This is a genomic window from Streptomyces sp. P9-A4, assembly GCF_036634195.1.
Taxonomy (GTDB): domain Bacteria; phylum Actinomycetota; class Actinomycetes; order Streptomycetales; family Streptomycetaceae; genus Streptomyces.
The window spans coordinates 5347514-5362987 of record NZ_JAZIFY010000001.1 but is presented as its reverse complement, the minus strand read 5'-3'; the positions used below and the strand labels follow the sequence as shown (position 1 = coordinate 5362987).

Here is a 15474-nt window from a genome sequence, read left to right as displayed (position 1 = left end):
GATCGGATCCCCCGGCCGCCGCCAACGGCCATCACCTGCCCTTCGGACCTGGCGGCGGGTGGTGCGCCGGTGAAGCGGGTCGGATTACTTGACGACGCCGAGCGACGCGTAGTCGTAGCGGCCGTTGTAGGCGTCGGCCGTGTAGACGTTGGTCAGCCGGGAGCTGCGCCAGATGATGTTCTTCTCGTGGGTGAAGGGCAGGTAGACCGCGGCCTCCGAGACCTTCGTGTTGATCTGCTTGTAGAGCTCGCCGGCCTTGGCCGGGTCGGTCTCCTTCAGCGCCTGGTCGAACAGGCCGTTGACGGCCTTGTCGTTCAGCTCCGAGAAGTTGTTGTTGCCGCTCTGCAGGATGAAGCGACCGTCGACCAGCGGCTGGAGGAAGCCCTGACCGGTCGGGAAGTCGGCGCCCCAGCCCATGATGATGATGCCGTAGCCCTTCTCCTTGACGACCTTCGGCGAACCGATGATGCCGGAGGTCTGGGCGCCGTCGAACTGGTCGATCTGGGCGTCGATGCCGACGGCCTTCAGCGACTGCTGGAGGGACTCGGCGGTCGCGATCTCGATCTTCTTGTTGTTACGGACCGCGATGGTGGTCTTGAAGCCCTTCGGCTTGCCGCACTTCGCGAGCGCTTCCTTCGCCTTGACGAGGTCCGGGGCGCCCGTGAGCTTGCCGTACGGGTCGGCCTTCGGGTCGGCACCCTTGATCGCCGGCGGGAGCATGTTGGAGGCGATGTCGCCACCGGCCTGCGGGCCGCCGCGGGCGGTCTGCAGGGACTTCGAGTCGGCCGCGTAGATGATGGCCTTGCGGCACTCGATGTTGGGGATGACCGTCTGCGGGAAGACCGCGTAACGGATGAAGCCCGTCTGCGGGTTGTCGACGTTGCCCTTGTGCTGCTGGAGCACCTTCTGGCGGGCGGAGGCGCCGACGCCCGTCGCGTTGATGTCGAGGTCGTACTCGCCCTCGACCAGACGGTTGTCCATGTCGTCGGCGTTCGTGGTGAACGTGACGCTGATCTTGTCCGGCAGGGCCTTGCGGACGGTGTCCGTCTTGGCGTCCCACTTGTCGTTGCGGACGAGCTTCATGGACTTGTTGGGGGTGTACGACTCCCACTTGTACGGGCCGGAGGAGAACACGTTCAGGCCGTACTTGGCCTTGGTGTCCTTGTCCTGGCGGACCGGGGAGGCGGCCGGCATGGCCAGCATCTGCAGGAAGTCACCGTTGGCGACCGGCAGCTTGAAGACGATGGTCTTGTCGTCCGGGGTCTCGATCGCCTTGAGGCCGAGCTTGTCCGCGGAGGTGTCCTTGTACGGACCCTTGTAGTCGCCCTTGGGGTCGAGGACCTGCTGCAGGTAGATCGGGCCGCCGGAGATGACGTCCTGGGCCCAGATGCGCTCGATGCCGTACTTGATGTCCTTGGAGGTGATCGGCTTGCCGTCCTCCCAGGTCACCCCGTCCTTCAGCGTGAAGGTGTAGGTGAGGCCGTCGGGCGAGACCTTGCCGGCGTCGGTGGCGAGGTCCGGGACGAGCTCGGTGGAGGCGGCGCCCGGCTCGGACTTGAAGGTGACCAGCTGGCGCGTGTAGTAGCGCTGGAAGTCCCAGACGAAGCCGTAGTAGCCGCGCTGCGGGTCCCAGGAGTCGGCCTCCTGCGAGCCGATGAACTTCAGCTCGCCGCCCTTCTTGTCAGAGGCGTTGGCGACCTTGTTCACACCGGCGTCGAAGCCGGGCGCACCGCCCTTGCCCTTGTCGCCGCCGCCGGTGTCTCCGCCGCCGCAGGCGGTGGTGACGACCATCGTGGCCGCCACGAGCAGCACGCCTGCGGCGATTCTGCGCCTCTGAGAGCTCACATGAGTCATGGGTCTCGCAACCTCCGGGTAGTGGCGGCCGGTGCGGCGCGCCGATTGGGGGAAGGGCCTCCTGTCGCCAGCGGCAGGGGCGGGTCTAGCGGGTCGTCGGCGAGCGGTCAGCGGGAGCCCTTCGGGTCGAGCGCGTCACGCACGCCGTCGCCGAAGAGGTTGAACGCCAGGACGGTGATGAAGATCGCGAGGCCGGGGATCACCATGAACAGGGGGTCCGACTCGTAGGTGGTGATGGCGGTCGACAGCATCTGCCCCCAGGAGGCCGTCGGGGGCTTCACACCCGCGCCGAGGAAGCTGAGCGCCGCTTCGGTGAGGATGTTGGTGGGGATCATGAGCGTCGCGTAGACGGTGATCGGGGCGATCAGGTTGGGCAGCAGCTCGCGGCGGAGGATGTAGAGGCGGCCGGCGCCGAGGCTCTGGGCGGCCTCCACGTACTCGCGGTTGCGCAGCGAGAGGGTCTGGCCGCGGACGATGCGGCCCACGTAGGGCCAGCCGAAGAAGCCGATGACCAGGACCAGGGCGGCGATGCGGACGCCCGAGCCGTCGAGGCCGAGGAGTTCGTTCGGCAGGACGGAGACGAGGGCGATCGTGAAGAGCAGCTGCGGGAAGGCGAGCATCACGTCCATGACGCGGCTGAGGGCCGCGTCGATCCAGCCGCCGAAGTAGCCCGCGATGATGCCGAGGACCGTGCCGAGGACGACGGCGAAGACCGCCGCGAGGAAGGCGACGAGCAGCGAGATCCGGGCGCCGTAGACGATGCGGCTGAAGACGTCGCGGCCGTTGACGGGCTCGACTCCGAAGAGGAAGTCGGAGCTGACGCCGCCCCAGGAGCCGATCGGGGTGCCGAAGAGCGGGTCGATCTGGTCCTCGTGGAACTCGTCCGGCGGGTGGCCGAGGAGTCCGACGATGAGCGGGGCGAAGAGCGCGACCAGGACGAGGAAGAGGACGACGAAGGCGCCCGCGAGGGCGAGTTTGTCGCGCTTGAGCCGGGTCCAGGCGATCATCCAGGGCGAGCGGCCCTCGATCGCCTTGACGGTGGTGCCGGCGGCGCCGGATCCGTCCGGCGTGCCGGGTGCGTCGGGCGCGGCGTCGACGGAGGTCGGCTCGCCCGCACTCGTCTCGTGCAGTGGTGCCGTCATCGTGGTGAGGACCCCTCTCGGCCGCCGGTAGCCGGCCCTTGCCCGCCGCGGGTAGCGGCTCGGTGGAACAACCTGCTGGGCATGTGCTCGAGAAGGAGCTGAACGCCCGGTGTTCCGGGGAGTCTTCAATGCGCTTGCGATCACCCGCCAGCCCTGACGAGGAATGTTTGCTCAAACGTGATGCGGTGCTGCGACTTCCGTTATCCGGACGTCGTGATCACGTGAGCGGACCATCTCGGTCGCTCTTCCCCTCAATCGGACATGTCGCTCAACTGGGCGTTCCGAGGTCGTAATTGGGGCGAAGGAAAGCCTCCGGAGCGAACTCCGGAGGCCGGTGGGGCGGAACGCCGGACGAGGTGCGTCTCAGTATCCGGACGGCGCCGGTGGCGGGTAGCCGTATCCGGGGACGGGCGCGGAGCCGCGTCCGGCGTGTGCCTCGCGGTCGTAGAAGGGGCGTCCGTTCGCCCGCAGCCAGAGGGCCACCGGGTCGTAGGCGTCGGAGAGGGCGACCGTGGAGACGGGCAGGCCCTCGGGTACGGCACCGATCGACTGGCGCATCATCGCGCGGACCGTGTCGACGGCGGCCGTGGAGGTGTCGTACAGGTCGAGACCGATGACGAGGTACGGGGAGCCGAGCGCGGGCTGCACCCAGCCTCGGCGCAGGGCCCGGACGGCCGGGGTGCGGTGCGCGTTCTGTGTGAGCAGGGCGTAGAACTGCGGCATCTCCAGGGTGGGATCGGTGACCCGCAGGGGGCCCGCGGGCATCCGGTCGAGACCGGTGGCGATCCGCCGCAGGTCGGCCCAGGGGATGCCGAGGCCGCCGCCGGGGGCGTGCGGGTTGAGCCAGACGCCCCAGCGGTCGGGGTAGAGGGCGCGGGCGATCTCGCGGCCGGTGACCAACTCGTGGGCGCGGTTCCAGCCGGAGGCGGCGAGTTCCCGGTCGGAGGTGACGCAGGGCGCGTAGCCGAAGCCGTCGACCTCCATGTTCCCGTACTGGGCGTCGGCCGTGCCGGGCGAGCCGTGCCAGAGCAGCATCCGGAGTTCGCCGTCCGCGAGGGCGTGCAGCAACTGCTCGTACGCGTCGTAGCGTCCGGGTGCCACCTGGCGCAGCGTGTGCTCGACCTGATCGGTCGCAGCGGTGCCTGACGCGCTCACCCTGGGTCCCGCCCCTCTTTCGTCCACCACGTCTGTCCAGCTACCGGTTCAGTTCAGCTTAAGCAGGGGGCCGCTCACCCGGCGGCGCGCTGGTAGAAGGGGCGTACCCGCTCCAGCATCCAGTCGCCGACCGGGTCCTGCGCCATGTCGAGCAGGATGAGGTTGACCGGCCAGGCCACCTCGACCCGGCCGAGGGCGCGGCCGAGGGCGTCCAGGGGGGCGTTGCGGTCGATGCCGTCCCAGGCGGAGAGCTGGACGCCGACGAAGAGGGCGGGTTCGGTGCCCTCGACGCTGGCGAGGGCGCGGCGGGCGGTGACGACGACGCCGGTGGCCTCGAACTCGGCGGCGGCGGCGGAGAGGAAGTCGACGGGGTCGTCCTGCCAGTCGGGCTCGAAGAGGCGGACCCGGCCGCCGCTCGCGGGGCCGTCGAGCGGGGTGCGTCCGGCGCGGCAGAGTTCGACGACGGCGGGCGGGGGCAGCGGAACCCCGACGGTGCCGCCGGGGTTCACCGCGATGCCGAGCTGCGGGGGCAGGCCGCGGGCGAAGTCGCGGGCGGGGGCGACGGTGAAGGACATGTGGCCGCCGACGCAGGCGAGGAACTGTTGTTCGGAGCTGAACACGGGGACGTACGCCGCGCCGTCGATCTCCATGGTGGGGAGGTCGAGGTCGGCACTCTCGGCGCTGCCGCCGTTGGGCAGGGGCACCCAGACGGAGCTGCGGCCCAGTACTTCGACCAGCCGGCCGCCGGCCTCCGGGTTGCCGAGTGAGGCGGCAAGGACCTCTTCGAGCTCATTGCCCGGCCACGTCACGTCCACGGTCCCGTTTCCCCTTCTCGCACGGCCTGCCGCACCGGCCGCCCGGCAGCACCCTAACGCCGCCCCGGTGGCGGCGTGGCCCAAAGGGTACGGAACGCGGCGGCCCGGGGCCCGGGGGCGGCCGTCAGGCGGCCTCCCGGAAGCCGATCCTCCGCAGGGCGTCCGCCGCGTCCCGGTCGAGCAGGGTGGCGGAGGCGCAGCCGTGCGGCAGGCTGCCGGACTCGGCGGCCCGGACGAGCCGCGCGACGGCCCGCCGGTGCCGGGCCATGGCGTAGGCCGAGACGCCCCGGCCGCGGGCGCGCTGGCCGGCGCGGGCGGCGTCCGGAGTGACGTCGAGGAGCAGGAGGTGCAGGGCCCGGCCGCGGCGGCGGGCCTCGCGGGCGAGCCAGCCCCGCACCCAGGACTGGGTGCCGCAGTCGTGGACGATCACCCCGGCGCCGGAGCGCAGGGCGCGGCGGAGTCCGGCGTAGTGGGCGAGCCGGACGAGAGGGCGGTAGAGGGCGTACGGCAGGAGGCGGGGCATGCGGGCCTGCCAGCGCTCACGGGCGTCCTGGGAGTCGATGCCGGTGCCCTCGGCGACGCGCTTCATGAGGGTGGACTTGCCGCTGCCGGGCAGGCCCGAGACGACGACGAGGTCGCCGGCGGCGAAGGTGAGGGCACGGGGACCGCGGCCGCCGCGCTCGCGCAGGTCCCGCAGGAGCCGGCCCCGGCGGCGGGTTCTGGCACGGGCCCGCTGGGACGGTATGCCCGTACTCGGAGCGTATGCGCCGGTGTGCTGGAACCTCATCGCTTCTCCCCCCTGCCGGGCCTCAGGAGACCCTTGCCCAAGAAGTGTAAAGAAACAGTAATGAGACACAAGCGATTTGCCCCGCCGGGCCCTCGTGCAATGATGTGCGCGCCAGGCGCGCACAGTCGCCACACAATCGCATACCGGCCGCTCGAATCCGCGCGGGAGAGTTCCGGACCGCAGAGCGCGTCCGGGCGCCGAAGGAGCAAGACCCTCCCTTGAATCTCTCAGGCCCCGTACCGCGCGGATGAGGCAGATCTGAAAAGCGGGACACCCTGCCGTGTCCCCACCCAAGGTGCAAGCCGATCTCTCGGTGACGAGATGCTCTCGGTGAACCTCTCAGGTTCCATGACAGATGGGGAGGACGTCCTCGCCGTCATGTGTTCGTCACCGATCACGCCCTTGGGATCCGGGAGCCACCCATGAGCACTGCCCCCCGTCTGACCGCCCTCGATGCCCTGCATCGTTCCCTGGGCGCGACCATGACCGACTTCGCGGGCTGGGACATGCCGCTCCGGTACGGCAGCGAGCGCGACGAGCACGTCGCCGTCCGCACCAAGGCCGGTCTCTTCGACCTCTCGCACATGGGCGAGATCACCGTCGCCGGGCCGCAGGCCGTCGCGCTCCTCGACCACGCCCTGGTCGGCAACATCTCGACGGTGGGCGTCGGCCGCGCCCGCTACACGATGATCTGCCGGGAGGACGGCGGCATCCTCGACGACCTGATCGTCTACCGCCTCGGCGAGACCGAGTACATGGTCGTCGCCAACGCCTCCAACGCCCAGATCGTCCTGGACGCGCTCGTCGCCCGCTCCGGCGGCTTCGACGCCGAGGTCCGCGACGACCGCGACGCGTACGCCCTGATCGCCGTCCAGGGCCCGGAGTCCCCCGGCATCCTCAAGTCGCTCACCGACGCCGACCTGGACGGTCTCAAGTACTACGCCGGCCTGCCGGGCACCGTCGCGGGCGTGCCCGCGCTGATCGCCCGTACCGGCTACACCGGCGAGGACGGCTTCGAGCTGTTCCTCAAGCCCGAGCACGCCGAGGGCGTCTGGAAGGCGCTGACCGAGGCGGGCGCCCCGGTCGGTCTGATCCCCTGTGGTCTGTCCTGCCGTGACACGCTCCGCCTGGAGGCGGGCATGCCGCTGTACGGCCACGAGCTGACCACCGGCCTCACCCCCTTCGACGCGGGCCTCGGCCGGGTCGTGAAGTTCGAGAAGACGACGAACGAGGGCCGCTTCGTCGGCCGCGAGGCGCTGGAGAAGGCCGCCGAGCGCGCCGAGACCGCCCCGCCCCGCAAGCTCGTCGGCCTGATCGCCGAGGGCCGCCGCGTCCCGCGCGCCGGCTTCTCCGTCGTCAAGGACGGCGTGGTGATCGGCGAGGTGACCTCCGGCGCCCCGTCCCCGACGCTCGGCAAGCCGATCGCCATCGCGTACGTGGACGCGGCGCACGCCACGCCCGGCACCGAGGGTGTAGGTGTGGACATCCGTGGCACCCACGAGCCCTACGAGGTCGTGGCGCTGCCGTTCTACAAGCGCCAGAAGTGACGCGTCCGCGCCGGAAGTGACGTATCCGTCTCACTTCGCGTCTCACCCCGTAAGACCCACGTTCATCAGTACTCCCCCGATCCAGGAGAATCAGGCCATGAGCAACCCCCAGCAGCTGCGCTACACCAAGGAGCACGAGTGGCTGTCGGACGCCGAGGACGGCGTCTCGACCGTCGGCATCACGGAGTTCGCCGCCAACGCGCTCGGTGACGTCGTCTACGCCCAGCTCCCCGAGGTCGGTGACACCGTCACCGCGGGCGAGACCTGCGGCGAGCTGGAGTCGACGAAGTCCGTGAGCGACCTGTACTCCCCCGTCTCGGGTGAGGTCGTCGCCGCCAACCAGGACGTGGTGGACGACCCGTCGCTGGTGAACACGGCTCCGTTCGAGGGTGGCTGGCTGTTCAAGGTACGTGTCGCGGGCGAGCCGGACGAGCTGCTCTCCGCCGACGAGTACACCGCGTTCTCCGCCGGCTGAGACCAGGCCCGAGACCCCCTAGGGATCGATTCATGTCGCTTCTGAACACTCCCCTCCACGAGCTGGACCCCGACGTCGCCGCCGCGGTCGACGCCGAGCTCCGCCGTCAGCAGTCCACCCTCGAGATGATCGCCTCGGAGAACTTCGCTCCGGTCGCGGTCATGGAGGCGCAGGGCTCCGTCCTCACCAACAAGTACGCCGAGGGCTACCCGGGCCGCCGCTACTACGGCGGCTGCGAGCACGTCGACGTGGCCGAGCAGATCGCGATCGACCGGATCAAGGACCTGTTCGGCGCCGAGTACGCCAACGTCCAGCCGCACTCGGGCGCCTCCGCGAACCAGGCCGCCCTGTTCGCGATCGCCCAGCCGGGCGACACGATCCTGGGTCTGGACCTGGCGCACGGCGGTCACCTCACCCACGGCATGCGCCTGAACTTCTCGGGCAAGCAGTTCAACGTGGTCGCGTACCACGTCGACGAGGCCGGTCTGGTCGACATGGCCGAGGTCGAGCGCCTCGCCAAGGAGCACCGCCCGAAGGTGATCATCGCGGGCTGGTCCGCCTACCCGCGCCAGCTGGACTTCGCCGAGTTCCGCCGGATCGCCGACGAGGTCGAGGCCTACCTGTGGGTCGACATGGCCCACTTCGCGGGCCTGGTCGCCGCCGGTCTGCACCCGAACCCGGTCCCGTACGCGGACGTGGTGACCTCCACCACCCACAAGACGCTCGGCGGCCCCCGCGGCGGCATCATCCTCGCGAAGAAGGAATTCGCGAAGAAGCTGAACTCCTCGGTCTTCCCCGGTTTCCAGGGCGGCCCGCTGGAGCACGTGATCGCGGCCAAGGCCGTCTCCTTCAAGGTCGCGGCCTCGGAGGAGTTCAAGGAGCGCCAGCAGCGCACCCTGGACGGCGCCCGTCTGCTGGCCGAGCGCCTGGTCCAGGACGACGTCACCGAGCACGGTGTCTCCGTCCTGTCCGGCGGCACGGACGTGCACCTGGTCCTGGTGGACCTGCGGAACTCCGAGCTGGACGGCCAGCAGGCCGAGGACCGTCTCCACGAGGTCGGCATCACGGTCAACCGGAACGCCGTTCCGAACGACCCGCGCCCGCCGATGGTCACCTCGGGTCTGCGCATCGGCACGCCGGCGCTCGCGACCCGCGGCTTCGGCACCGAGGACTTCACCGAGGTCGCCGACATCATCGCGGAGACCCTGAAGCCCGGCTTCGACGCCGAGAAGGCCGAGTCCCTCAAGGCCCGGGTGACCGCGCTGGCGGACAAGCACCCGCTGTACCCCGGCCTGTAGTAATTTCGTACGCTTTTGTTCCGGGGTTCGTTCGCACGGAACATCGGGGCACCACGCACACTGGACGGTGAGCGCGGTGCCCCACCCCATGTCTTCACGCTCTTCTCCACGCTTTTCTGCTCCACCCCGGCAGACAACGGCGTCTAGCCCCCACAAGGAGTCCTCCGTGGCCATCTCGGTCTTCGACCTGTTCTCGATCGGCATCGGCCCTTCGAGCTCCCACACGGTGGGACCGATGCGCGCGGCCCGGATGTTCGCCCGCCGCCTCAAGAACGAGGGCCTGCTCGCGCACACCGCGAAGGTACGGGCGGAGCTGTACGGCTCCCTCGGCGCGACCGGCCACGGCCACGGCACCCCCAAGGCCGTCCTGCTCGGCCTGGAGGGCAGCTCGCCCCGCACGGTGAACGTCGAGACCGCCGACGACGAGGTCGAGCGCATCAAGTCGAGCGGCCTGATCAACCTGCTCGGCGCGCACGAGATCCCCTTCGACTTCGACGCCGATCTGATCCTGCACCGGCGCAAGGCCCTCCCGTACCACGCCAACGGGATGACGATCTTCGCGTACGACGCCGAGGGCGGCCTCGTCCTGGAGAAGACGTACTACTCGGTCGGCGGCGGCTTCGTCGTCGACGAGGACGCCGTCGCGGGCGAGAACCCGATCGTCCCCGAGGACACCGTCCTCAAGTACCCCTTCCGCACCGGCGACGAACTGCTCCGGCTCGCCAAGGAGACCGGCCTGTCGATCTCCGCGCTGATGCTGGAGAACGAGAAGGCCTGGCGCACCGAGGACGAGATCCGGGCCGGCCTGCTGGAGATCTGGCGGGTCATGCAGGCCTGCGTCTCGCGCGGCATGTCCCGCGAGGGCATCCTGCCGGGCGGCCTCAAGGTCCGCAGGCGCGCCGCGAACTCCGCCCGCAAGCTGCGCTCCGAGGGCGACCCGGCGGCGCACTCCATGGAGTGGATCACCCTCTACGCGATGGCCGTGAACGAGGAGAACGCGGCGGGCGGCCGGGTGGTCACCGCCCCGACGAACGGCGCGGCCGGCATCATCCCCGCCGTCCTGCACTACTACATGAACTTCGTGCCCGGCGCGGACGAGGAGGGCATCGTCCGCTTCATGCTGGCGGCCGGAGCGGTCGGCATGCTCTTCAAGGAGAACGCCTCCATCTCGGGCGCCGAGGTCGGCTGCCAGGGCGAGGTCGGCTCGGCCTGCTCGATGGCGGCGGGCGCGCTCGCCGAGGTCCTCGGCGGCACCCCGGAGCAGGTGGAGAACGCGGCCGAGATCGGCATGGAGCACAACCTGGGCCTGACCTGCGACCCGGTCGGCGGTCTGGTCCAGATCCCCTGCATCGAGCGCAACGGCATGGCGGCGGTCAAGGCCGTCACGGCGGCGAAGATGTCGATGCGCGGCGACGGCAGCCACCTGGTCTCCCTCGACAAGGTCATCAAGACCATGAAGGAGACGGGCGCGGACATGAGCGTCAAGTACAAGGAGACCGCGCGCGGCGGGCTCGCGGTGAACATCATCGAGTGCTAGGTAAGATGGTATTGACCTGCGGTTTTGTTCCTTTCAGAGCTGTCACGGGCTTCCCTGCTTGCACGGCGAAAAGTCGCTGAAAAGTCCCTGCGAATCCCTGGTCCGCGCAGCCTTGACCAGGGAATTCAGGCCTAGTAACGGCGCTGGGGCACAGCCGATACGTGGGTGACGGCCTCGGCGGCGGACACGTATGTCAGCGTTGCCATGTGGACTTCTTCTTCCGCTGCTCGGCCGATGAGCGTCCTTCGCGATCTGCTCAAGGTCCTCCTCGCTGAACATCCGGCGCCTGCCGATCAGCCGGTACGGGGCTCGACCAGCGGAGGACTCGGAACGCAACCACGACGCAACCACTCCAAGACGCTCCGCCGCCTTGGCGATGGAGTAGAGCAGCGGGCCTTTCTTCGCCGGCGGCGTGTTGGCCTGCTTGGGCACAGAACTATTCGAAGGCGGGCCGAGAGTGGCGGCGTCGGCCGCAGCAGGCAAGACGCCCAGTCCACGGAGACGGGCGGCATGGCCGATGCCGTCGTTCGGCCCAGGAAGACCCAGGGCACGGCGGCCCTGCGTCGCAGGGTCCGGCGAGGGCAAGATCAGTACGACGAGACGGTAATCCTCCTCGGTGAGCGAGGCGCCGGCCTCTAGCTCACGGGACAGTCGAAGCCCTCGCTCTGCAGTGCTCGCTTGTCCAGGTTCCAGAAACGCTCGCGTAACTGCTCCCAACTGGCGTGTCCCTGGATTGCCGCGAGCGCATGAGTCGCGACATCGGAGCCGCGGTTCGCATTGACTCGCTGGTGCAGGTAGCAGACCTGCAAGTCTACCTCGACAGGGACCTTGCAGGGAAGCCGTAGAACAGGGCCACCGGTTCCGGGCAGCGCGGCCGGTCCCGGGCGAGCGAGCGGTCAGTACCGGCTCGGATCTGCTTGATCTGCTCGGCGGCGTTGGTCAGGCCTTCCCTCGGAAACCCCCCATGCCTTCGCCGCTTCACGGGGACTGAGATGGTCAAGTGCCTTCAATCGCTCGATCGGTGTGCCTGTGGTCTCCACAGGATGCTCCCTCCGCAGTCTCCTTCGGCCATCCTGGCCGTAGGCAGAGGCAGATGACTCATCTGATCAATATCCGCCCACGAATGCCCGGAATCGCGGCTATCAGTCCGTAAGACGACCGCAGCGGCGTAGCCCTTACCGACCGCACTCCTGGCAGGAATGGCTGCACAGTTGTGCTCGCAGACTGGCACCGAGTCGACAAGCGCAGGCGACTACTCTCGGGCAGACACCTCATGCTCGGCACAGTTCGAGGAAGGGGAGAGCCGCTTGCCGCAGGGGGTCTCTATGATCGTCACGTGTCCAATACCCCCATGCCAGAGCACTACGCGTGTGCTGCGCTGCGCCACTACGACGATGCGGTGTACCTACTCGACGACGGCCGGATGCCAAACGCGGACTACCACTTCGGGTTCACCGTGGAGTGTGCGTTGAAAAGCCTGCTGCTGCGGTACGTGGGGGCAACGATGGACCCGACGAAACCAGGCAAACTTCCAACGAAGAAGCCCTGGGTGCAGGACGACGACGGCAAGCCTCAGTTCTTCAGCCATCTACCAGAGCTGTGGTCCGACGTGGCACTGCTTCTCGCCGGCCGTTCTGGCGGCAGACTGGCCGCAGTACTTCAGAGTTCGGCGCCGTTCGACAACTGGTCGGTGGACCACCGCTATCGCGATGGAGCCGACATCATCGAAGCCGACGTACACAACCGTCGTACCGCTGCCGAGCTTCTCCTCCGCCTGCACGACCAGGCCCTCACCGACGGAGCCCTCACGTGAGCCTCTTTCCGGACCCGGTCCGCTTTGACACAGCCCGACCGCTCGCCCTGGAGGTCGCCCGTGACGTCGCCGCGACCGGCGTAGATGTCCTGGTAGTGCGGGATCTCCTCGGCCAAGTCTCCCTGCTTCTAGATGATAGGGACCAGCGGCCCGACGAAGCGAAGCTCAGTGAGTGGCGGAGTCGCCTTACCACCTCCCTCGAGCGGTACGCCTCAAATCGGCCAGTGGTGCTCGGCTCCGCGCTCTTCCAGCCGGCCGCTCTCTTCGACTCTCCCCGCGTCGTAGATGAGTCCAGCTACCTTGCCGCTCCTGGGCAAGGGTGCATCAGGTGGCTCGAGAGCACAGTCGTCGGTGAGGACTGGTCCCGGGTACGCCAGACTCCCGAGGCAACTGGGGCACGTACTCCGCGAGTCACGCTCTACGGATTCAAGGGGGGTGTCGGCCGCTCCACTGCGACCGCCATGCTCGCGAAGCACCTAGCCGACCGCGGCAATCGTGTCCTCGTAGTCGATCTCGACCTGGAGTCGCCTGGCTCCGGCCCGCTACTTCTCTCTGAGGAGGCAACTCCCCGGTTCGGCCTTATCGACCAGCTCGTGGAGTCAGCGGTCAGCAACACGGCAGATCTGGATCTTGTTGCCCAAGCATCCAGCTACGACGCCAAGGTCGGCGAGATCTGGGTTTCCCCAGCTCGGGGAAAAGGAGCGCCAGGAGTTTCCTACTCATACGTCGAGAAGCTGAACAGGATCTACGCCGACGTTCCCACCAAAAACGGAGCTGGATTCGCAGATCGTTTGGAAGAGGCCATTGCGGCGTGCGAGGAGGAGGTTACACGTATGAGCGGTCCGCCTGACGTCATCTTGCTCGACAGTCGAGCAGGCATCCATGACATCGCCGCAGTCGCGATCTCTCGACTCTGTGACATCGCCCTGCTCTTCGGAACGGACAATACTCACACCTGGAACGGATATCGCGATCTTTTCACAGCCTGGCGCGACGCCGGGCAGGCGCGAGCCGTGAGGGACAGGCTACGCATGGTCGCATCCATGGTGCCAGACTCCGCCGAACGACCGATGGACGCTTACCTGGATTCGTTTCGGGAACACGCATGGTCCTGCTTCTCCGTTCTCTACGACGATGTCCCGTCCGGGGAGAACCTTGACGACTACCCTTCGGCCTACAACCCAAGCCCCGAGGACGATTCAGCTCCGCACTCGCCCCTCCCAATCCTCTTCACCCTAGAACTCGTCGGACTTGATGCGATCAGCACCCCCGGCTGGTCCGATCGTTCCTTTGTGAGAGCCGCGTACGATTCCTTCCTGGACACTGCCACTCACCTGATCTTTCCCGAAAGGCCCTGATGACGACCGCGCTCGGAGTCGACGAGTACCGCGACCTGCTGAGTTCGGCGCTGCCGCCTGCACAGGACGCGGACACGGTTACGCCCTCTCTCTCGACCTTGTTCACACCCGACGGCCACCGAGCAGCGCTGCATGTAGACACCACGGTGGTACGTGGCGGTCGTGGCGTGGGAAAGACATTCTGGTACCGCTCGCTGCTCGACGAGAAGCTGCGCGCCGTCGCCGCTGAGGAGTACCGCAATGACAGGCTGCGCCACCTAACAGTGGCGACAGGCTATGGCGCCCAGATCCAGCCCGAGCTGTACCCAGGCCCCGGAGAGCTACGCAGCCTCGTGGAGGAGGCCGTACGCCCGTATGACCTCTGGAACACTGTGCTCCTTGTGGCCCTTCGCCACCCGACGCTCTTGGGGCTGCAAGGTTGGCGCGAACGGGTCGAGTGGGTGCGCGCCCACCCCAGCGAGCGGGACCAGACCATCGCACAGGCTGACCAGCTAGCCCATGCCGAGGGAACCACGCAGCTGATTCTCTTCGATGCCCTGGAGCACCTGCACTGGGATCGTGCACAGGCGGACCGCTTGGTTGCCGGCATCCTCCAACTGGCCTTGGAGATGAGGCTTGGCACAAGGAATATCCGGTTCAAGGTTTTCATCCGTCCGGACATGTTCGACGGGGCGCTACTCAACTTCCCCGATGCATCCAAGTTGACCTCAAACGCCGCCAGCCTCCAATGGTCCCGAGCCAATCTCTACGGCCTCTTCTTCCACTACCTCGGCAACCACGACGGCGAGGAGTCCATCCGCTTTCGCGCCATTACCGGTGGCTGGACTGAGCACACAGCGGGTCGGCACCAGCTGCCCTCGGCCCTCCGTGGCGACGAGAAGGTCCAGGCGGATGCGTTCAGTGTGATCGCGGGACCCTACATGGGAGCGAACTTCCGCAAGGGCATCACATATACCTGGCTGCCCAATCACCTGATGGACGGAGTTGAGCAGGTCAGCCCACGCAGCTTTCTGAACGCACTAGTCAAGGCCGTCGAAGAAACGCGGGACAGCTACGCCGGTCACGAGTTTCCGTTGCACCACGAGGGCATCCGGCGCGGCGTCCAGTCTGCCTCGCAGACCAGGGTCACCGAGGTGCAGGAGGACATGCCTTGGGTGCACACCGCCATCACGCCACTCGTGGGTCAGCAGGTGCCCATCGATCCGGAGCTTGTGATCAGCCTGTGGACGCAGGCCGGCCTTACCGAGCGGCTGCAACGCGAGGCCGAGCGCGTGGCCACATCGACGAGGAGTAGCGACGAGGTCCGCACCGGGCCACGCTACGCGGACGACTATCGACAGCTGATCGAGGAGCTCATGGCACTCGGCGTTATGCGCCGCCGCAAGGATGGCAGGATCGATTTGCCCGACGTCTACCGCATCGCGTTCTCTATCGGACGTAAGGGCGGCGTGCCTATGATCCAGTCGTAGCCGCGCAGACTCATTGATGCGCAAGGCCCCCTGACATCATCACAGAACAGGGCACCGGCGCTCAGCTGCATGTCAGCGCCATGATCAAATGGTGCCGACCTGCATGTCACGCACAAGGAGACCGCGCGCGGCGGGCTCGCGGTGAACATCATCGAGTGCTGAGGTTCTAGGCCCTGACCAGCGCGTATGTGCCTTTCGGCGCTGGTCGGGGCCCGTTGCGGTGT

At 68.0% G+C, this 15474-nt stretch carries 12 protein-coding genes and 2 riboswitches; of the genes, 7 read left to right on the top strand and 5 right to left on the bottom strand.

Going from position 1 to position 15474, the window contains the following annotated elements; translation table 11 throughout:
* Positions 1-84: 84 nt before the first annotated feature.
* From V4Y03_RS24280 to V4Y03_RS24260, 5 genes are all read right to left on the bottom strand, one after another.
* Positions 85-1854: an ABC transporter substrate-binding protein gene (locus V4Y03_RS24280; RefSeq protein ID WP_317877355.1), complete on the bottom strand. Its 1770-nt coding sequence runs from the start codon at positions 1852-1854 to the stop codon at positions 85-87.
* 107 nt (positions 1855-1961) lie between these two features.
* Positions 1962-2996 (bottom strand): ABC transporter permease, encoded by a 1035-nt coding sequence (locus V4Y03_RS24275; protein WP_317877354.1) that lies wholly within the window; start codon positions 2994-2996, stop codon positions 1962-1964.
* 363 nt (positions 2997-3359) lie between these two features.
* Positions 3360-4151 carry an enhanced serine sensitivity protein SseB C-terminal domain-containing protein gene (locus tag V4Y03_RS24270; protein ID WP_317877353.1) on the bottom strand — a complete coding sequence of 264 codons (792 nt, stop codon included), beginning with the start codon at positions 4149-4151 and terminating at the stop codon, positions 3360-3362.
* Positions 4152-4225: 74 nt separating this feature from the next.
* Complete coding sequence (locus V4Y03_RS24265) at positions 4226-4966, bottom strand: enhanced serine sensitivity protein SseB (protein ID WP_317877352.1); 741 nt, start codon at positions 4964-4966, stop codon at positions 4226-4228.
* Between the two features lie 124 nt (positions 4967-5090).
* Positions 5091-5753 carry an AAA family ATPase gene (locus tag V4Y03_RS24260; protein WP_332436284.1) on the bottom strand — a complete coding sequence of 221 codons (663 nt, stop codon included), beginning with the start codon at positions 5751-5753 and terminating at the stop codon, positions 5091-5093.
* Between the two features lie 152 nt (positions 5754-5905).
* Positions 5906-6005: riboswitch (glycine riboswitch) on the top strand.
* 1 nt (position 6006) lies between these two features.
* Positions 6007-6118: riboswitch (glycine riboswitch) on the top strand.
* A gap of 57 nt (positions 6119-6175) precedes the next feature.
* On the opposite strand from V4Y03_RS24260, the gene gcvT reads away from it, so the two are divergent.
* The 7 genes from gcvT (at position 6176) to V4Y03_RS24225 (ending at position 15250) form a co-directional block, all read left to right on the top strand.
* A complete protein-coding gene (gcvT, locus tag V4Y03_RS24255; protein WP_332436283.1) occupies positions 6176-7300 on the top strand; it encodes a glycine cleavage system aminomethyltransferase GcvT in 1125 nt (374 codons plus the stop codon).
* 97 nt (positions 7301-7397) lie between these two features.
* A complete protein-coding gene (gcvH, locus tag V4Y03_RS24250) occupies positions 7398-7775 on the top strand; it encodes a glycine cleavage system protein GcvH (protein WP_317875555.1) in 378 nt (125 codons plus the stop codon).
* 32 nt (positions 7776-7807) lie between these two features.
* Entirely contained in the window at positions 7808-9073 is a 1266-nt protein-coding gene (glyA, locus tag V4Y03_RS24245; RefSeq protein ID WP_332436282.1) for a serine hydroxymethyltransferase, read from the top strand.
* A gap of 166 nt (positions 9074-9239) precedes the next feature.
* Positions 9240-10610, top strand: coding sequence for an L-serine ammonia-lyase (locus V4Y03_RS24240; RefSeq protein ID WP_317875557.1), 1371 nt, complete (start codon positions 9240-9242; stop codon positions 10608-10610).
* Between the two features lie 1336 nt (positions 10611-11946).
* Entirely contained in the window at positions 11947-12423 is a 477-nt protein-coding gene (locus tag V4Y03_RS24235) for a hypothetical protein (RefSeq protein ID WP_332436281.1), read from the top strand.
* Entirely contained in the window at positions 12420-13781 is a 1362-nt protein-coding gene (locus V4Y03_RS24230; protein ID WP_332436280.1) for a KGGVGR-motif variant AAA ATPase, read from the top strand. The genes V4Y03_RS24235 and V4Y03_RS24230 overlap by 4 nt, the downstream gene beginning before the upstream one ends.
* Positions 13781-15250 carry a hypothetical protein gene (locus V4Y03_RS24225; RefSeq protein WP_332436279.1) on the top strand — a complete coding sequence of 490 codons (1470 nt, stop codon included), beginning with the start codon at positions 13781-13783 and terminating at the stop codon, positions 15248-15250. The genes V4Y03_RS24230 and V4Y03_RS24225 overlap by 1 nt, the downstream gene beginning before the upstream one ends.
* Positions 15251-15474 lie beyond the last annotated feature (224 nt).